This window comes from Dichelobacter nodosus (assembly GCF_001263335.1).
GTDB classification, from domain to species: domain Bacteria; phylum Pseudomonadota; class Gammaproteobacteria; order Cardiobacteriales; family Cardiobacteriaceae; genus Dichelobacter; species Dichelobacter nodosus.
Window position 1 is genome coordinate 1 of the sequence record NZ_LGVW01000006.1, and the last position, 19,239, is coordinate 19,239.

18 protein-coding genes are annotated in these 19,239 nt (G+C 40.4%); 8 read left to right on the top strand and 10 right to left on the bottom strand.

Annotated features, from left to right (window positions below):
* Nucleotides 1-169: 169 nt before the first annotated feature.
* From AKG33_RS00240 to hemG, 4 genes are all read left to right on the top strand, one after another.
* A complete protein-coding gene (locus tag AKG33_RS00240; protein ID WP_012030798.1) occupies nucleotides 170-448 on the top strand; it encodes a DUF2190 family protein in 279 nt (92 codons plus the stop codon).
* 250 nt (nucleotides 449-698) lie between these two features.
* Nucleotides 699-1,304, top strand: a complete 606-nt coding sequence (locus AKG33_RS00245; protein WP_012030797.1) for a hypothetical protein — start codon at nucleotides 699-701, stop codon at nucleotides 1,302-1,304.
* Between the two features lie 107 nt (nucleotides 1,305-1,411).
* Nucleotides 1,412-1,687, top strand: a complete 276-nt coding sequence (locus AKG33_RS00250; RefSeq protein WP_041729441.1) for a hypothetical protein — start codon at nucleotides 1,412-1,414, stop codon at nucleotides 1,685-1,687.
* A gap of 134 nt (nucleotides 1,688-1,821) precedes the next feature.
* Nucleotides 1,822-2,352 (top strand): menaquinone-dependent protoporphyrinogen IX dehydrogenase, encoded by a 531-nt coding sequence (hemG, locus tag AKG33_RS00255; RefSeq protein WP_012030796.1) that lies wholly within the window; start codon nucleotides 1,822-1,824, stop codon nucleotides 2,350-2,352.
* A 5-nt stretch (nucleotides 2,353-2,357) separates the two neighbouring features.
* Here the strand turns inward: hemG and AKG33_RS00260 are convergent, their stop codons facing one another.
* From AKG33_RS00260 to AKG33_RS00275, 4 genes are read right to left on the bottom strand one after another with little or no spacing between them, the layout of a single operon-like run.
* Nucleotides 2,358-2,783: a DNA polymerase III subunit chi gene (locus tag AKG33_RS00260; protein WP_012030795.1), complete on the bottom strand. Its 426-nt coding sequence runs from the start codon at nucleotides 2,781-2,783 to the stop codon at nucleotides 2,358-2,360.
* 14 nt (nucleotides 2,784-2,797) lie between these two features.
* Nucleotides 2,798-4,387 (bottom strand): ABC transporter ATP-binding protein, encoded by a 1,590-nt coding sequence (locus tag AKG33_RS00265; RefSeq protein WP_012030794.1) that lies wholly within the window; start codon nucleotides 4,385-4,387, stop codon nucleotides 2,798-2,800.
* The gene (locus AKG33_RS00270; RefSeq protein WP_228369820.1) at nucleotides 4,387-5,238 is read right to left on the bottom strand and encodes an ABC transporter permease; all 852 of its coding nucleotides are present in this window, start codon (nucleotides 5,236-5,238) and stop codon (nucleotides 4,387-4,389) included. Before AKG33_RS00270 ends, AKG33_RS00265 begins: the two co-directional genes overlap by 1 nt.
* Nucleotides 5,235-6,173, bottom strand: a complete 939-nt coding sequence (locus AKG33_RS00275) for an ABC transporter permease (RefSeq protein WP_012030792.1) — start codon at nucleotides 6,171-6,173, stop codon at nucleotides 5,235-5,237. The genes AKG33_RS00270 and AKG33_RS00275 overlap by 4 nt, the downstream gene beginning before the upstream one ends.
* A 194-nt stretch (nucleotides 6,174-6,367) precedes the next feature.
* Here AKG33_RS00275 and AKG33_RS00280 point away from each other — a divergent pair, with 194 nt between their 5' ends.
* Entirely contained in the window at nucleotides 6,368-7,942 is a 1,575-nt protein-coding gene (locus tag AKG33_RS00280) for a peptide ABC transporter substrate-binding protein (RefSeq protein WP_012030790.1), read from the top strand.
* Between the two features lie 26 nt (nucleotides 7,943-7,968).
* On the opposite strand, the gene tatC is transcribed toward AKG33_RS00280, so the two are convergent.
* The 6 genes from tatC to AKG33_RS00310 form a co-directional block, all read right to left on the bottom strand.
* Complete coding sequence (gene tatC / locus AKG33_RS00285; RefSeq protein ID WP_187145772.1) at nucleotides 7,969-8,727, bottom strand: twin-arginine translocase subunit TatC; 759 nt, start codon at nucleotides 8,725-8,727, stop codon at nucleotides 7,969-7,971.
* Nucleotides 8,708-9,142, bottom strand: a complete 435-nt coding sequence (gene tatB, locus AKG33_RS00290; protein ID WP_012030788.1) for a Sec-independent protein translocase protein TatB — start codon at nucleotides 9,140-9,142, stop codon at nucleotides 8,708-8,710. Before tatB ends, tatC begins: the two co-directional genes overlap by 20 nt.
* Before the next feature lie 2 nt (nucleotides 9,143-9,144).
* Nucleotides 9,145-9,360 carry a Sec-independent protein translocase subunit TatA gene (locus AKG33_RS00295; protein WP_012030787.1) on the bottom strand — a complete coding sequence of 72 codons (216 nt, stop codon included), beginning with the start codon at nucleotides 9,358-9,360 and terminating at the stop codon, nucleotides 9,145-9,147.
* Between the two features lie 114 nt (nucleotides 9,361-9,474).
* The gene (gene pta / locus AKG33_RS00300) at nucleotides 9,475-11,532 is read right to left on the bottom strand and encodes a phosphate acetyltransferase (RefSeq protein ID WP_012030786.1); all 2,058 of its coding nucleotides are present in this window, start codon (nucleotides 11,530-11,532) and stop codon (nucleotides 9,475-9,477) included.
* Between the two features lie 10 nt (nucleotides 11,533-11,542).
* On the bottom strand, nucleotides 11,543-12,727 hold the full coding sequence (locus tag AKG33_RS00305) for an acetate/propionate family kinase (protein WP_012030785.1): 1,185 nt from the start codon (nucleotides 12,725-12,727) through the stop codon (nucleotides 11,543-11,545).
* Nucleotides 12,728-12,926: 199 nt separating this feature from the next.
* Nucleotides 12,927-13,214: an RNA recognition motif domain-containing protein gene (locus AKG33_RS00310; RefSeq protein ID WP_012030784.1), complete on the bottom strand. Its 288-nt coding sequence runs from the start codon at nucleotides 13,212-13,214 to the stop codon at nucleotides 12,927-12,929.
* Between the two features lie 1,741 nt (nucleotides 13,215-14,955).
* On the opposite strand from AKG33_RS00310, the gene AKG33_RS00315 reads away from it, so the two are divergent.
* From AKG33_RS00315 to AKG33_RS00325, 3 genes are read left to right on the top strand one after another with little or no spacing between them, the layout of a single operon-like run.
* Entirely contained in the window at nucleotides 14,956-15,546 is a 591-nt protein-coding gene (locus tag AKG33_RS00315; RefSeq protein ID WP_041729438.1) for a TetR/AcrR family transcriptional regulator, read from the top strand.
* A 2-nt stretch (nucleotides 15,547-15,548) separates the two neighbouring features.
* Complete coding sequence (locus AKG33_RS00320; protein ID WP_012030782.1) at nucleotides 15,549-17,303, top strand: ABC transporter ATP-binding protein; 1,755 nt, start codon at nucleotides 15,549-15,551, stop codon at nucleotides 17,301-17,303.
* Entirely contained in the window at nucleotides 17,287-19,008 is a 1,722-nt protein-coding gene (locus AKG33_RS00325; protein WP_041729436.1) for an ABC transporter ATP-binding protein, read from the top strand. Before AKG33_RS00320 ends, AKG33_RS00325 begins: the two co-directional genes overlap by 17 nt.
* The last annotated feature ends 231 nt before the right edge of the window (nucleotides 19,009-19,239 follow it).

The following is a 19,239-nucleotide window of genomic DNA, read 5'->3' on the forward strand; positions in this document are numbered from 1 at the left end:
TAGGCAATGATGAAAAATCATTTTGCAAAAAGCTTGACCGCTTAAAAGAAGAAATTACCAAAGAATATATTAAAAGAAGTAATGAAGAAACGCTCAAAAAATTCGGTAAATAACATCAATTAAATTAAACAGCTCTCGTTTTGAGGGCTTTTTATTTTAAGGAGCCAAAATGACTGAAACGATTCCTTATGAACGTCCCCAGTTCCTCCATTGGGAAGCCAATCCCCACGTCTCGCGCGAAATCGGCGTCGCTAAAGCTGCCATCAAAGCCGGCGACGTGGTGCTTGCTACTGATGGCGTCAATTTTGAAGTGCTTAAAGACGGCACTCCACCACCGTCCACCGGCGATGCGCCCAAAATCGGCTTTGCTTTGGAAGATGCGGCAGCCGGTGCGAAGTTCGCGCTCGTCGTCCGCTTTGCCGTGATTGTCGTCATATTAAATTATTAAACATCAATAAAATAATATATTAAATAATTAAATATAAATAACGCATCTATTCGCTATATTTTTGCTGTTTTTCGTACTTCATAAAAAATTAAGTAGAAAATAATTTCTTATATTGATTTTTTCATTAATAAAAAGCCATTCGACCAACGGTTGATATTTTAAATTCACATAATAAGCTATGAAATGAATTTACTTTGAATATATTACGATTAAATTTTAATGATAAATTAAATAATTATGGAGATTAAAGATGGTGAAATCACATCAATTAAGAAAAAAATTCTTTTTGTTCGGCTGTTGCGCCGCATTATTAACCGCCTGCGGTGAAAAAGAATACTATTACAAAAAACCAGAAGAAGCGATTATCGTTGCCAAAAAATGCGTTACAGAATTGGCTTCTTTTGATACGCCGCTAACACGATTGAGAGAATTAAGAGACGATGAACACTGCGAAAAATCATATTCTGCCCTTGTCGCTCGACAAGGTCTTGATGAAGTGAAATCCCTGCTGGAAAAAGATATCACGGAGATAAAAAAATATAACGGAAGAATATTGCCAACTGACGATTTATTTGGTGATAATTTCTGGTTAACCCTTGCTACCATGTGGTTAGGCGCGCGTACCCAATTGGAAAATGAGCAAAAATTCTTAAAAGAAATTATAGAAAAGCCATTTGCTCAAGCAATTACCGCATTAGAAAAGACCACTTCCTTGTGTAGATCTGGCTATCTTGGTTCGAATCACATAGATTTGGATTACATAGGAAAATCATGGGCTGATGCGGCACATAATAAATCATGCCAAGGCTTAAAAGAAGCGCATTATCAAATAGTTAGCAAACGTTTTCTCATTTAGACCAAATATCTCAAACAGAAAAAATCGCGGCAGATCAAGACTTACTCGCCGCGCTGAAAACCTGCTCTATTACTGATATTTATCAAGAAATTTATGATGATCCGCGCGTGACCGATTTATGCTACAAAATTCATGAAACCCTTGAAGAAATTAAAGAAGAAGTTCAAAAAGAAAAACTCATTACAGCCGTTGAAAACACTTTGAACCTCATTGACGAAAAATGCGATGCGTCCGACGCTTCCATCAATGATGATAAATCCTATTTAATTCATTTAAAAGAATATTTACGCAAAGAAAATCATGAAATCCATTATGGACTTTTCTTCAAAAAAATAAGAAAAATTAAAGAAAAATGCATTGCCGCTGATAAACCTAAAAATTAATGCCACACCTTTTTGAATTTGAAAAAATTCCGCGTAATCAAAATTGCTTAAAATCACAAATAACAATCCCAACAAGCTAAAAACCCACGCCGTGATAGAATCCACGGCGCATATTTGTTTGTTAAGGAAAAATCATGAGTAAAATCGCCCTTTTTTATTCAACAACGGACGGGCACACCCTAAAAATTTGTCACTATATTCAAAGCGTTTTATCAACAACCGAACAAATCAGCATCATACCCATTGCTCAAGCGCAAGAACGCGATCTCGCCGCCGCCGATAAAATCATCATTGGCGCCAGCATTCGCTACGGCAAACATCAAAAAGAACTCTATCAATTTATCAACCGCCATCTAACGCTGTTACAACAAAAACCCGCCGCGTTTTTTAGCATCAGCATCGTAGCGCGCAAACCCAACCGCCAGCGCCCCGACAATAATCCTTATTTTAAACGCTTTTTATCAAAAAGCCCGTGGCAACCCAAATTAATCGGCATTTTCGCCGGCAAACTCGAAATGCCGCGCTACCGCTACCTCGATAAAATCATGATTCGACTGATCATGAAAATAGGAAAATCGCCGGTCAACAATCAAAGTTGCATTGAATTTACCAATTGGGAACACGTGCGCCAATTTGCCGAAAAACTGCGGCAATTGGAACAATAATTTTGCTAAATAAAAACCGTCTCCGGCGTTATTCCGCGCGCACGATAATGTTTAAAGCGGCGCCGCGTCACCGCCAAAACCGCCGGCGATTGATCAACGACTTCAAAAACGCGCTGGCAGCCCTGCGGAATATCCGGCAACTCATCAGCGCTTAAATTAATAAAAACATTCGTTTGCGCCGCGCGCTCCGGCGCAATCAATAACATCACCGCCGCGTGCGCCGCCAACGCATCATCACTCAACGCATGCGGAATAAAACTTTCCGCACGAAAAGACCACAAAAGCGCGTTCAACTGCGCCGCCATCGCCTCATCGGCACACAAAACCGCCGTATGCTGACGCGCCGCCATCGCCTTTTCGCATAAACGGCACACAAAATGCAACCGCGCTGCTATCGTTTGGCTATTTAAAACATAAAACCGCGTCACCATAAAATTTCCCACAATCAATATAAAGCCGATGCCAACAAACGCTGGGTATACGGCATTTGCGGCGCCGAAAAAATCGCTTCGGTTGTGCCGCGCTCCACCACTTTTCCCCTTTGCAACACCAAAACCTGATGACTCAACGCGCGAATCATCGCCAAATCATGGCTGATAAATAAATAACTCAATCCATATTTACTTTGCAAATCGCGCAATAATTCTAATATTTTCATTTGAATCACGCGATCCAAAGCCGATGTTGGTTCATCGAGCACGATAAATTTGGGTTGCAAAATCATCGCGCGCGCGATTGCAATCCGCTGTCTTTGTCCGCCGGAAAACGCGTGCGGATAACGCTGCATCATCTCCGCCGTCAAACCTACTTCTGCTAATGCTGCTGCCACCCGATCGCGGCGCGCTTTGGCTGATAATTCCGGCGCGTGCACGCGTAAACCCTCACCGACAATTTCCCCGACCGTCAACCGCGGCGACAATGAGCGCATCGGATCTTGAAAAACCACTTGCCGATCGGCTTTCAAACGCTGCCGTTCATCAGCGGTTAAATGCGCGATATTTTTTTCTAAAAAGAAAACATCACCGCGATACGGCACCATTTGCAACAACGCTTTTCCCAAAGTCGTTTTGCCCGATCCCGATTCGCCAACAACGCCCAAAGTTGTCCCCGCCGGCAAAGTAAAAGAAACATCTTCCAGCGCACAAAAACGCTGTTTTGAACACAAAAATTTCCGTTGCATAAAATCAACGCGCACGTGATGCGCTTGCACTAAAATCGTGCGCTCATTTTGAAGCGGCGCCGGCGCCGTTTGTGGCACGGCTTTAATTAAAATGCGCGTGTAATCCTGCTGCGGTTGGGTAAAAATTTGCGCTACCGTACCCGTTTCAACCAGTTTTCCCGCCTGCATGACGTAAACGCGCTGCGCATAATGCCGCGCCAAATGTAAATCATGCGTAATCAATAAAACTGCCATCGATAATTCTTGTTGAAGTTGTTGTAATAAATAGAGAATTTCCGCTTGAATGGTCACGTCTAACGCGGTGGTTGGTTCATCGGCGATTAAAATATCAGGCTGATTAAGCAGCACCATCGCAATCATAATGCGTTGCAATTGACCGCCCGAACATTCATGCGGATAACGCCGCAGCATCATTTCCGGCGCATCGATTTTAACCCGCTGCAACAACGCAATAATTTTTTCGCGCGCCACTTTTTTAGCGAGCCGCGGTTGATGCGCGCGCACAGCTTCCGTCAATTGTGCGCCAATATTCATAAACGGATTTAACGCACTCATCGGTTCCTGAAAAATCATACTGATACGCCGTCCGCGAATCGCGCGCAAATCCGGCTCCGAACACGTCAATAAATCCACGCCATCAAAAATAATGCGGCTATCGGGGGCATAAATCGTTGTTTGCGGCGGCAATAAACGCAAAACCGATAACGCGGTCACCGATTTTCCCGATCCCGATTCACCAACTAATGCGCAAAATTCGCCGCGATCGAGATGCAAAGATAATGCCTCAACGGCGCCATGACGCGTTTTATCATTTTGAAAATAAACGCTTAATTGTTCAATCGTTAACAGCGACATCACGCTTCCTTCGGCGATAAAGCATCGCGCAAACCATCGCCGATAAAGTTAAAACACAATAACATCAGCGCCAAACTTAAAGCCGGAAAAACCAATAACCACGGCGCGCTTTCCATTTGTTTGGCGCCGTCGGCAATTAAAACGCCCAAACTCGTCATCGGTTCTTGCACGCCCAATCCCAAAAAGCTTAAAAAACTTTCGGTTAAAATCGAAAGCGGAATGGTCAGCGTCGCATAAACCACAACCGTTCCCAAAGTATTAGGCACAATATGACGCAACATAATCCGCAAAGGTGAAACGCCCAAAACTTCCGCCGCCTGCACAAATTCTTGCGCGCGTAAAGATAACGTTTGCCCGCGCACAATTCTTGCCATCGTCAGCCATTCCACCGCGCCGATGACGGCAAACATTAAATAAATATTTCGTCCCAAAAAAACCATCAATAAAATCACAAAAAACATAAACGGCAACGCATATAAAACATCAACAAAACGCATCATCACGCTATCAATGCGCCCGCCCACGTAGCCCGCAATGACGCCGTAAGTAACGCCGATAATTAAACTAACCGCCGTGGCGCATAATCCCACTAAAAGCGAAACGCGCATGCCGTACATCGTGCGCACAAATAAATCTCGACCGTTGCCGTCGGTGCCAAACCAATGTCCATTTTCTAGCGAGGGCGGCGTTAAAAATGCGTCCCAAAAAACCGCGTCGATGGTAAAAGGACGTATTTTTTCGCCCCAACACGCGCTTATCGTTAAAAAAACCAAAATCAATAATGCCAACAGCGCGATTTTATTACGACAAAAACGCCGGCACGCGCGCCAATATAAGCTTTCCCGATTCATTGCCATCTCACTTTGGGATTGAGCCATGCATATGCCAAATCAACCAATAAATTCAAAAAGATCACTAAAGCGCCGTATAAAATCACCACGCCGAGCACTAAGGTGTAATCGCGGTTTAAAGCGCCGTTGACAAAATAGCGCCCGATGCCGGGAATGGCAAAAAGTTGTTCAATCACGATGGATCCCGTTAAAACGGACGCCAAAGCCGGCGCTAAATAACTGATAACGGGCATTAACGCCGGTTTTAAACAATGATGAACGATAACTTGCCGTTCGGTTAATCCTTTGGCGCGCGCGGTTTTAATATGCGGTTCCTGCAAAACTTCTAACATCGAAGCCCGCATCAAACGCGCAATATAAGCCATTTGCGGCAATGCCAAAGTAATCGTTGGTAAAATCATCTGCCGCCAATGTTCGCCCCAACCGCTGGCAGGAACAATCGTCAAACCCCAATAAACAAACGGCAAAACCGCACACACTAATAATAAAAGCGAACCCACCACAAAATTAGGCACGGTAATGCCAATCATCGCAATCCCCATTACGAAATAATCGCCGGCGCGTTTGTGATGAAGCGCGGCAAATATGCCGAAAAACGTGCCTAAAATCGTTGCCAACGTCATCGCCGCCGCGCCCAGTTTCATCGATACCGGAAAACCAAAGGCGATCAATTCGTTAACGCTGCGATCGGCGTATTGAAAAGAAGCGCCCAAATCCCCGCGCATCACGTGGCTTAAATAAATGAGATATTGCCGCCACAACGGTTCATCTAAATGATACATCGCTTGCAAATTCGCTTGAATTTCCGGCGGTAAATTACGCTCTAAATCAAACGGCCCGCCCGGCGCTAAACGAATCATAAAAAACGCGAGCGTCACGATAACCAATAACGTTGGAACGGCAGTGCACAACCGCCGAAGCATATATCGAAACATTTTTTCCTCAAAACGTCAGCGGCGCGGTTTATTTTGGTAAAACGGCGCCCAAAAAGGGCAAATGATAACGGAAAATAACGCAACTGGCAGTGTTCGTGTTCTTTTTTTCGCAAATGATGCGCGGCAAATCGCTTGCGCTGTATCCCAGAACTGTTTAGGCTACAAAATCGCATTAATTATTGAAGGAAATTCTAATGAAATATCGTTTTATGGTGACTTTATCTTTGCTTTTCGGCGCATTATCAAGCGCTTCTTTAAACGCGGAAACGCTGCGCCGCGCGATTGATGATGAACCGTCTTCTTTGGATCCTCAATTAGCGCAAGGTATGCCGGAAATGCATATTTTGCGTGATATGTTTGTAGGGCTGGTGGACGAAGCGGCAGATGCTTCTTTAGTTGCAGGCGTGGCAGAACGTTGGGAAATCGCCGATGAAGGATTAACGTATCGCTTTTATTTGCGTGATAGCAAATGGTCTGACGGTTCGCCGGTAAGCGCTGATGATTTTGTTTATGCGTGGCGCCGCGCCGTTGATCCGGCTTTTGGTTCAAAATACGCGTTTTTTCTTTATCCCGTTAAAAATGCGCAAGCGATTAATGAAGGCAAATTGCCGGTTGATCAATTGGGCATTGTGGCAAAAGACGATAAAACTTTGGTGGTCACTTTAGAACACCCAACGCCGTATTTTTTAGATATGTTGGTTAACGCGGTAGCGTATCCCGTTCCGAAAAAAACTGTAGAACAACATGGCGCCGCGTGGACGCGTCCAGAAAATATTGTGGTTAACGGCGCGTATCATTTAAAAGATTGGCAGCCGCAAGGTTTTTTGCGTTTGGAAAAATCGCCACTTTATTACGGCGCCGATAGCGTACGTTTAGATGAAGTGATTTATTATCCAACGCCCGATCAAAGCGCAGCGCTAAAACGTTATCGCGCTGGCGAATTGGATTTAACTTCTGATGTGCCCAATGAACAAATGCCGTGGATTCGTGCGCATTTAAAAGATGAATTAAAAATTAATCCTTATTTGGGCGTTTTTTATTTTGGTTTTAATTTAACCAAAGCACCGTTTAAAGATAATCCGAAACTGCGCGCGGCACTTTCTTTAGCCGTTGACCGTGAGCCGATTGTGGAACACATTACCGCCGGCGGCGAAAAACCAGCGTTTCATTTCGTGGTGCCGCAAATTCAAGGTTATACGCCTTATATTCCAGCTGATGCGCAATTAAGCCGCGAGCAACGTTTGGAAAAAGCGCGCGCGTTATACGCGGAAGCTGGTTACAGCAAAGAAAATCCGCTGAAAATTGAATTGTTGTATAACACCAATGAAGTCAATAAAAAGATTTCGGTTGCCATTGCTGCAATGTGGCAATCGGCTTTGGGCGTGCAAACGCAATTGGTAAATAAAGAATGGAAAACGTATTTAATCGATCGCCGTAATTATGATACGCAAGTATTCCGCGGCACGTGGGTTGGCGATTATAACGATGCCAATACTTTTTTAGATTTATTTGTCAGCGGCGGCGGTTCTAATACGGTAGGTTTGGCAGATAAGGAATTCGATAAATTAATTGCGCAGGCGGCAGGCGAACAAGATCAAACCGCGCGCGCGTCGTTATTGCAACAGGCGGAAAGGCGTTTATTGGATAATTATAGTTTGATTCCGATTTATTTTTTCGTAAGCAAACATATGGTTAAACCTTATGTGCGCGGTTATCAAGAAAATGTGATGGATCACTGGCATAGTAAATATTTATGGATTGAGCGTTAAAAAAACGGCGGTATTCATTACCGCCGTTAATCTTTTTCTGCCGATTGTTTTTGCAAATATTTTGCAAATATGATGCCGATTTCAAACAAAATTAACATGGGAACGGCGAGCAATGTTTGCGAAAAAACATCGGGCGGCGTGAGAAACATACCGATAGTAAACGCAATCAGCACGATATACGGACGCTGCCGCGTTAACGTTTCAATTTCAACAACGCCGAGGCGAATTAAAATCACTGTGATGATGGGCACTTCAAAAGTCACGCCAAATGCTAAAAAAATGGCAATGCTCAAACTTAAATAGCTGGTGATATCCGGCATAAAAGCCACACCTTCTAATTCAATGCCGCTGAAAAAAGTAAACATCAACGGCAAAATCACAAAGTAAGCAAATAAAACCCCGAGATAAAACAAAACCGTTGCCGAAATCACAATCGGCAGCATTAATCGCTTTTCATGCCGATACATCGCCGGCGCGATAAATCGCCAAATTTGATACAAAATCCACGGCATCGTCAGCAATAACGCCAAAAATAAACAAACTTTGATCGGCGTTAAAAAAATATCGATGGGCTGATAAGCAAGCATTTGTTGGTTTGGCAATAAATTGGATAATACCGGCCACGCAAATAATTGATAAATTTTGTGATTAAACGGTAAAAGCGCCACAAAAACAGCGACATATGCCACCAAAGCATGAATCACACAGCGGCGCAATTCAATTAAATGCTCCACCAAAGGCATTTCTTGATCGGTTAATTCGTCGTCATCGTGCGGCGTCGTCATGATGATGCTCCGGTGAAGACGATTTATCGGCAGGTTCAATGCCGGTGTCGCGATAAGCTTCGGCGTCAGTTTGCACGCTGTGTGCCGCGGGCGGCGGTTCTTGATATGGCGGCTCATCAATCATTTTTAATAAATTTTTCCCGCCCTGCCGTAAATCATATTCCGCTTGCCAAATGGATTGATTGAGTTGATCGACGTGTTTTTTTAACGGTTCATCAACATCTGACATCAATTTCCGCATTTCTTCCAAATCTAATTCACGCTCAATATCAGCGCGTACTGAAGAAATCGTGCGCCGCATTTTGCGCAACAATAACCCGAGCGTGCGCACGACTTCCGGCAGTCTCTTTGGACCAACCACAACAATGCCAATAATGGCAACTAAAACTAATTCCCAAAAGCCAATTTCAAACACGGCTAACCTTTCGTTTTTTCTTTTTGCGTTGCCACAACTTCAATAACGGGCGGTTGTTGCTCTAATTTTTCCGGTTCTGTCGGTTCTTCTTTCATCGCTTCTTTAAAACCTTTAATTGCCGCGCCAACATCAGAACCCAAAGTCCGCAACCGTTTTCCGCCGAAAACAAGCACCGCAATAAAAAGCACAATCAATAATTGAACTGGACTGGCGCCCATAATTTATTCCTCTCTTGAAAAAATTAAGATCTTATCTTACTCGCATCAAAAAAACTTGCCCAAAAAAGAACCGCCCAACCATCAGTTGAGCGGTTCGTTTGAAAAGCGCAAAAACTATTCAGCTAATGTTGCTTGAACGGCAGTCAGCGCAATGGTGTAAACAATATCTTCAATCAAAGCGCCGCGCGATAAATCGTTAACCGGTTTACGCATACCTTGCAATACGGGTCCCATAGAAACGGCGTGCGCTGTGCGTTGCACCGCTTTATAAGTAGTATTTCCGGTATTTAAATCGGGGAAAACGAATACGGTTGCTTGTCCAGCAACGGGGCTGTTCGGCGCTTTAGCGCGACCTACTGAAGCCACTGACGCGGCGTCGTATTGCATTGGACCATCAACGATAATATCCGGACGCAATTCCCGCACTTTTGCCGTTGCGGCTTTAACTTTTTCTACGTCTTCACCTTGACCTGAATTACCGGTTGAATAAGAAATCATTGCCACTTTCGGTTCAATGCCAAAGGCTTTGGCAGTATCGTTTGATTGAATCGCAATTTGCGCCAAATCATCAACAGTTGGTTTGGGAACAATCGCGCAATCGCCGTACACCAAAACTTGTTCCGGCAAACACATGAAAAAGACGGAAGAAACCATGCTCGCGCCTTTTGCCGTCTTAATTAATTGCAACGGCGGACGCATGGTATCGGCGGTGGTGTGTACTGCGCCAGAAACCAAACCATCAACTTCGCCAGCTTCCAACATTAATGTGCCCAACATCACATTATTTTCTAATTGACTGCGGGCAGTAGCCTCGTCCATGCCTTTGTGTTTACGCAATTCCACCAAACGGGCAACGTATTGTTCGCGGGCTTGTTCCGGATCAATGATGGAGATGCCGTCGCCTAAAGTAACGCCTTGTTCGGCGGCAACTGCGTGCACGCGTTCTGGTTTAGCTAATAAAACACATTTTGCCATGCCGCGCGCCGCACATTGACTGGCAGCAACCACGGTTCTGGGTTCATCACCTTCAGGTAAAACGATGGTTTTTTTCGCTGCAATCGCTTTTTGCACCACGTTATAACGGAATGCTGCGGGTGAAAGACGTTGTTCGTCGCCGCGCGCAACATAATTTTTAATCCATTCTTTATTGAGGTGCTCAACAAAAAATGTGCGGATTTTTTCGATGCGTTCTTTATCATCTGCGGCGAGATGCGCATTAAATCCTTCCATCGCGCGAGTACTTTCCCAACTGTCGCGTTTAATCCGCAACACCGGTAATTTTGATTTTTCTAACAATGGTTTACACAAACGCATAACCGCATCATCGCTGCGTTCTTCACCGGTTAAAACCAAACACGCCAAATGCGTACCAGAAGCCACGGCGGTGGTTACTGCCATTAAAGTATCGTCACGGTCGGCAGGCGAAAAAACGCACACGCCGTCGCGCAAAACAGGAATCGCATTTTGCACGCTGCGCGCAAATAATACGTAGTCATAAATTCGGCGGCTGTTGATTTCGCCGGAAAATAATATTTCAGCGTCTAAATGACGTTGCAAATCGAGCACGCGCGGTGCGGCTAACTCTGCATTTTCAGAAATGGTGGCAAGTAAAGGTAATGCATCATTAAAGCAGCTGCTTTTTTGTAAACATTCTTGCGTTAAATTGCCTTCGCCGCCTACGCGATTGATGATGGCGCCTAATAAACGTCCGGCAAAATATTCGCCGGCAAAGCTCAAACGTCTTTCTAAACGATCGATACTTTCTACATCTGCGCTGCTCACAACGATAACGTCGGCGCCCAATGAACGCGCGATTTTTTGGTTGATTAAATGAGCATACGGCGCGTTAGGCGTTTCCAATAATCCTTCCATCACAACGATATCGGCATCGGCTTTAGCGGCGACGAAATGTTGTAAGGCTTCTTCCATCAATTCATCGATTTTCTGATTTTTTAAAGCTTGTTGAATGCGTTCTGGCGAAATGGATAACGCGCGATCGGTACAGGTTGCTGCAGAATTGCAAGCGCATGATGCCTCGCAAGCGCATTGCAAAACGGGTTTATGCAATGCCACTTTTACGCCTAATTTTTCAATAGCGTGACTCAATCCTAAAACGGAAGAAGTTAATCCCGCGCCACGATGGGTTGCAACTAAAAGTATTGATTTTGTCATGATGGACTCCTTAGCGTGTCATGCCGCTTAATTGGGCGGTGTCGCGCGCGATCAATAATTCTTCGTTGGTCGGAATGACCCAAACCGGTTTACTGTTGGCGGTTGAAATTTTGCCTTGTTTACCGCGTGAGGTTTCTTCGTTGGCTTTTTTGTCTAATTCAAATCCTAAAAAGGCTAATTGTTCCATAGTGTTAGCGCGAACAAAGGCAGAATTTTCGCCGATGCCGCCGGTGAAGACTAAAGCGTCGCAGCCATTTAATGCCACCATTTGTGCGGCAATATGTTTTGCCAAACGGTAACAATAAACTTCTAAAGCGCGAATGGCAGCTTCATTGCCTTCTGCCATGGCTTCTTCCAAACTGCGGCAATCGTTGGAAATGCCAGAAAGTCCCAATAATCCTGATTTTTTCCACAAAATTTCATTCATTTCTGTGGCAGAAATGTGGAATTGTTTTTGTAAAATTTGAATGATTGCCGGATCGATATCGCCGCAACGGGTGCCGTGCACAATACCTTCAAGTGGTGTTAATCCCATTGTAGTATCAACAGAATGTCCATCTTTGATTGCTGCCAATGAGCCGCCGTTTCCTAAATGACACACAACTGTGCGCGGATTTTTCAATCCGGTAACGCTTTCTAATTGAGAAGCGATGTAGCGGAATGAAGTGCCATGGAATCCGTAACGGCGGATATGGAATTCTTCATAAAATTTCCGTGGCAATGGGTATAAATAAGCTTTTTCCGGCATTTGTTGGTGAAATGCGGTATCAAAAACGCCGACTTGTGGCAATTTAGGGAATACTTTTAACGCTGCTTCGATGCCAGTAATATTGGCAGGATTGTGTAACGGTGCGAGGCGAATGCATTCTGCAACTTTTTCGCGCACTTCATTATTAATTACAACGGATTCTTTAAAAAATTCACCGCCGTGCACCAAACGATGTCCAACTGCGGCAATTTTATCCATTAAATTTTTTGTTTTTAACGTTTCTACAATTAACTCTAAGGCTTGTGCATGCGTTCCCGGTTTAATTTCTTGCACCGCTTTCCCGCTTTCGTCCTTAACGGTTAATGAGCCAACATCGTGACCAAGGCGCTCTGCCGTTCCATTTAATAACACATCGCCGGAGGTGGGATTCATCACTGCAAATTTCAAACTAGAAGAACCACAGTTCAAAACGAGTACAAATTGCATACAATTTTCCTTTGTTGCTGTCAAAAAATGTCAGCTAGTGTAGCAAAATCACCACTCGATCGCGTAACTAAAATTTGCGGGTTTTATCTTTTTTCGTAAAATCATCTTGTTAACGGTCAAGATGTTGATATTTTTTATCATGACGTCAAAAAAAACGGCTGCCACCACAACAGCCGTTTCAACCTTCAATTCGGTTTTATTAAAAATGCGAATTTGATCCTTTATCGCGACGGGGACGCATTTCGCGCGGACGCGCTTCATTAATTTTTAAATTCCGTCCGCCCAAATCTTTATCATTTAAACTTTCAATGGCTTTTTTGGCTGCTTCCGCATCTGGCATTTCAACAAAACCAAATCCTTTTGAGCGACCACTGTCGCGGTCTTTAATGATACTGGCATTTTGAACATCGCCGAATTGAGAAAATGCATTACGCAGCTCATCTTCTGTTGTGCGATAAGATAAATTGCCTACGTAAATATTAGTCATCACTGATTCCTTACAAAAATACTACTGCGTCAGATTGTTCACACCCCGATATCCCAACGCAACAACATCGACAGTGATTTGCCCTCTAGCAAATAAGGTTTAACCGCTTGACTCGCCAATAGACTCAATTTTCAAGCAAACTTCTTCATTTTCTCAATGAGAAGCCAGTTTCACGCTGCCAACAATAGTTATTTTTACTACTGAATCCGTTCAACTGTGTCATCGGCGGCACTATCACCGTTTATTTAAATAAAGTCAAGTAAATATTTTATCGCGTCATATTGAAGAATGTACGGAAATCAAACAGTTGTTACCTGAATTCCTAAAAAAATAGCTTTTAAAAATGCTACAATTTCCGTCGTTTTTATCTGGGTATTTAGTCAAGGAAAAATGTAATTGCAAGGAGCATTTTTAAAATATTCTTCTATTACTTCGTTAGGATTCTTAAATCTTAATATTTCTTATATTATGACTTCTTTCAACATAACCATTTTGCCATGGACTATATGGTAATGTTCGAACGCATGATCTATCTAATTTCTTAAGTGTTTTCTCAAATCTAGATTTTCTTGTTGTATCTGAGGGATCGTTACAAAATTCTTTTCCATTGTCTGTCTGAATTTTTTTCTATTTTAAATCCCATTTTCTCTTCCAAGTTTTTTAAAAAATTTGATGTGGTATAGGTACTACTTTCATTTATTAGAAGCATTACTCTTTTCTTGAATGGGCATCTATTGCTCTGTTATTTGGTAGTACCTTGAGTATTCGCTTAAAAAACCTATACCATTGTTTGGAACACATTATTTAACATCTACTTGAATAAGTTGTCCGAGGTATGTGTAACGAATAGATTTTTTATATTTTTTCTTTTTGGGCTTATCGAGTCTTATCTAACGACACATTGAATCGTAAGTTCTTTCATAACCTAAATTGGTACATTTACGATAGACATGAGCAAATCTGTGCATGTAGGCAATTAACTTCGATTCTTCCTTATGCTGATTTTGGTTTAGTTGATTTTTTATAAAAGATTCAATTGGTTTGATCGTATCTTTTTTCCAATAGCCTACACATTATCTTATTTTATGAGAGCCTCTTGTAGCTTCTACATTATCATTATATTTTATAGTATATTATGCCACTTTTTTACGATAACACATTATTTCTGTTACAATTTTAATTAAGAGAATTCCTCTGATGGCTTATTGTTTTTCACAAATTTACTACACTACGGCGCTCTCTTTTTTCTATCTTTTATGTAACAAATGTACTATCTCATAACTAAACAGAGTTTTAGTATCTGCGTTAATACTTATTCAAGTAGCAACCCGTAAGCAAATAACCAAAAATTGACACAAAATATATCATCGAAATACTGTGGCAGTACTGTCAATAAAATCATCTTTGAGTTAGCAAAAGCTTATGCGGTTGGAACAGAAAAAAATGATTAAAAAATAGTGATAAAATTTCTTTATCTACATTGCATATACAGCAATAATGTCTGGTTTCTTTGTAATGTTCGTTATAACTAAAAAGCAAGCCGATAATTAAAAGTAAATTATATAGCCAAAACAGTTGATTAATATAAAACAAAGCGATTAAGAATAGAATCTTAGTCGCTTTTTGTTTGCAAAAATTTATAAAGAGAATTAAAAAATTTAAAAAAGGATTGCTAGGTTAGGCTAACTGATGTATAACATCAATATCGACGTCACCGTCGGTATGAATGGAGGTAGAAAAAATGTGTGCTACAAAAAGACTTAGTGAAGCACAACGAAAAAGAGAAATTATGAACGCGGCAGCAAAAGTAATTATTGATAAAGGCTTTGAAAAGACAACCATGGAAGAAATTATTGCGGGAACTACTTTATCAAAAGGGGGGGTCTATCACTACTATGGAAATGTTATCGAGATTTTTAAAGATATCATGCTTTCCGGAATTGAATATAGAAACGAAATTATAAAAGAACATTTGAGCAAATCAAAAATAAATGTAACAAATGAATTTATGGCTAAAGAGCTTGTAACAAAGATGATTGATGATAATCATTACATGCCGCTTTATATTGAGTTTCTTATTGCCAAAAAGAGAAATCCGGAGCTGAAAAATCTCATGATACAGCTGCAAGAGCAGGCAAAAGAAAGCTTTAAAATACTTATGAGTCAAACTCCAAGATGGATATCTGATGCTGACAGTTTTCAATTTATTACAAATTTTATCAACGCTATGATTTTGGGCTCTGATGTTTTAGAAGCTAGAGAAAATTTTGCCAAGAATAGGCATATTTTAGAAAAAGTCCTTATCTGTATATTTGAAAATGCAAAGGAGTAAAAATGAATATATATAAAAAATTATTTTCCTATGTACCAGATGAAAAACCAATTGGATATTTAGCAATTATAGTATCTGGTATTTCAGCATTTCTTACGGTTTGTGGGTATTACTACATATATCTCTTTTTTTATGACGTAATGGTAAGCGGAAATTTTGAAAATGCAAGTGCCAGTGCAATCAAAATTGTCATCTGTTTAACAGCAAGTGCCGTGTTATATATTCTATCAGGACTAGCCTCGCATAAGTTAGCTTTTAGACTTGAAACAAACTTGAGAAAAAGAGGCATTGACGGGTTGCTGGATTCCGGTTTTCGTTTTTTCGATTTAAATTCATCGGGATATATACGAAAAACTATAGACGATAATGCTGCTAAAACTCATACAGCAGTTGCACATATGCTTCCGGATAACATGCAAGCATTTTTAGTGCCAATTTTTACCCTATTATTATCATTTGTTATAAGTTTTCATGTGGGGATTGTTATCATTATCTTAACTATAGTCAGTGCTCTTATCTTGAAAGGCATGATGGGTAGTGGCGAGTTTATGAAGCTATACCAAGATTCTCTTGATAAGCTCAGTTGCGAAACTGTGGAATATATAAGGGGAATGCAGGTTGTAAAAATATATGGTAGCAAACTTAATTCATTCAAGGCATTTTATGAAGCTATTATGAATTATTCAAAATATGCATATGACTATTCGATTTCTTGTAAAAAACCGTATGTCATATATCAGCTTATATTTTTAGGCTTGATTGCAATTATCACAATTCCATTAAGCTTATTTTTATCTGACTTTAGCAATACTAAGATTTTAGCAGTAGAACTAATTATGATATTTTTTTTAAGTGGTGTGATGATGGTTTCATTTATGAAAATCATGTGGGCTAGTCAAAACATATTTTCTGCAAATTATGCAGTTGATAATTTAGAAGCACTATATAAAAAAATGCAGGAAGATAAGCTTTTTTATGGTAAGAGAGAGCATTTCGATAACTCAAATATTGAATTTAACAATGTGAGTTTTTCTTATGGAGACAATAGAGTTTTGGAAAACTTGTCTTTTTCACTTCGTGAGAAAAAAACATATGCCTTGGTAGGACATTCCGGTTCGGGAAAATCAACTATTGCTAAGCTTCTATCAGGCTTTTATAAGGTGGATAGCGGAGTTATTGAGATAGGAGGTCATCCATTGCAAGAGTATACAAAAGAGGCAATTATTAAAAATATCTCATTTGTATTTCAAGATAGTAAACTATTCAAAAAAACTATATATGAAAATGTTGCTTTAGCGGATGAAAATGCAAAAAAAGAAGAGGTCATGGAGGCAATGAGTCTCGCAGGCTGTGATGAAATCATATCTAAGCTCAAGGAAAAAGAAAATACTGTTATAGGTACTAAAGGTGTTTATCTATCAGGTGGCGAAAAGCAAAGAATTGCGATAGCAAGGGCAATACTTAAAAAATCACCAATTGTTATTATGGATGAAGCAAGTGCGTCTATTGATGCGGATAATGAATATAAATTACAAAAAGCTTTTAAAAATCTCATGAAAGACAAGACGGTCATTGTGATTGCTCATAGAATGACAAGCATTAAAAATGTAGATGAAATTATTGTCTTAGAAAATGGAAAAATTATACAAAGAGGCAGCAATGAGGAGTTGAGAAAAAGACAAGGTTTATACAATAAACTTTTAAGTCTATACGAAGCTGCTAATGAGTGGAGGGTGTCAAATGAAGAATTATTATAAGAAACGCTACTGCTTATCTGAGCAAGGAGCAAAGAATTTGACTAAAGCAACATATTTTTGCTTTATGACATACTTAATCAATTTAGCTCCCATGCTTATTTTAATGGCTCTTTCAAATCAGCTTGTTTCAGGCAATGTAATAGATACTTGGAAATATATCATCGCTTCTTTACTAACTTTAATTGTGATGTATGTTTTTTTATCAAATGAATATGTGAGCTTGTATGAAGCTACTTACAAAGAATCAGCAGCATTAAGAAAATGGATAGCAGAGACTCTGGCTGACTTACCGATTGCATATTTTTCCAAGCATAATCTATCTGATTTATCGCAGACTATAATGTCTGATGTGGAAGCAATTGAACACGCCATGAGTCATTCGGTACCTAAGGTAATTGGGATGTGGCTATTTTTTCCACTCATGGGTCTTGCGATGCTTATTGGCAACTTCAAACTGGGCTTAGCTGCAATTATTCCGACACTTCTAAGTTTTGCTGTTTTACCACTTGCTCAGAAAAAGGAAGTGTCTGAATATAGTAATTATTTTAATGTATTAAGAGATAATTCAGAAATGTTTCAAGAGACCATAGAGTTGCAACAAGAAATCAGTAGTTTTAATCAATCTGCAAAAGTGAAAAAGGCTTTATATGAAAAAATGGAAGAAAGCGAGAAGATACACTTTAAAGTTGAATTTGTTTCAATGGCTATTTTAGCTGTATCTACGCTTTTTTCTTACATCAGTGTTGCTGTAGTTATAGCTGTAGGAATCAACTTGCTTATCAATGGTGAAATAAGCCTAATATATCTAATCGGCTATATTATCGGAGCAATTAAAGTAAAAGAACTCTTCGATATTTCTAAAGAGGGAACAATAGAAATGTTTTATATAGAGCCTGCTGTAAGGCGGATTAAAGAAATAAGCAGTGCATTTATTCAAGAGGGAGAAAGTGCAAGTTTTAATAATTACGACATAGAATTTAAAAATGTATCCTTTTCTTACGATGAGAGTAAAGAGGTTTTAAAGGATGTAAGTTTTACAGCGAAACAAGGTGAGGTTACTGCTCTTGTTGGGGCATCAGGGTCTGGCAAAACTTCTATATTAAGGCTGATATCAAAACTTTATGACTATGGCACAGGTAGCATCTTAATTGGTGGAAAGGATATAAAAAATATATCTACAGACTCGTTGTTTGCAAAAGTATCTATAGTTTTTCAGGATGTAACTTTGTTTAATACAAGTATTCGTGAGAATATCCGCCTAGGAAAAGAAACGGCTACTGATGAAGAAGTCAAAAGAGCAGCAAAGCTTGCTAATTGTATGGATTTTATCGAAAAACTTCCTGAAGGTTTTGATACGCCAATTGGAGAAAATGGAGCAGAACTTTCAGGTGGAGAAAGACAAAGATTATCTATCGCAAGGGCATTTTTAAAGGATGCACCCATATTAATACTGGATGAAATTTCCGCTAGTTTGGACGTCGACAATGAGAAAAAAATTCAAGATAGCTTGAATACGTTAATCAAGGATAAGACAGTTATTATTATTTCCCACAGACTAAAATCCATTGAAAATGTTGATAAGATAGTCGTGATTGATGATGGCTTGGTTGAGGCGACTGGAACACATGAAGAATTAAAAGAAACGTCAAAGATATATAAAAATTTAATCCAAAAATCAAAATTAGCCGAAGAATTCAGCTATTAGGAGTAATAAAATAAAATTAAAGGTTTAGTAACCATCGGTATATTTGCTGTCATCTATTTTATGGAGATATTCAGTGATGGCAAAAGTTCAAGATTTATTTCTCTCATGCAATATTAAAAAAATATCCCTGTGAAGTTATTTTTTATTTTGGTTTATAGACAACGAAATGATTTTTATAATTTGTTCAAAATAAAAGGCCACTTGAAAGTAGCCTTTTATTCAGTTGGTGAA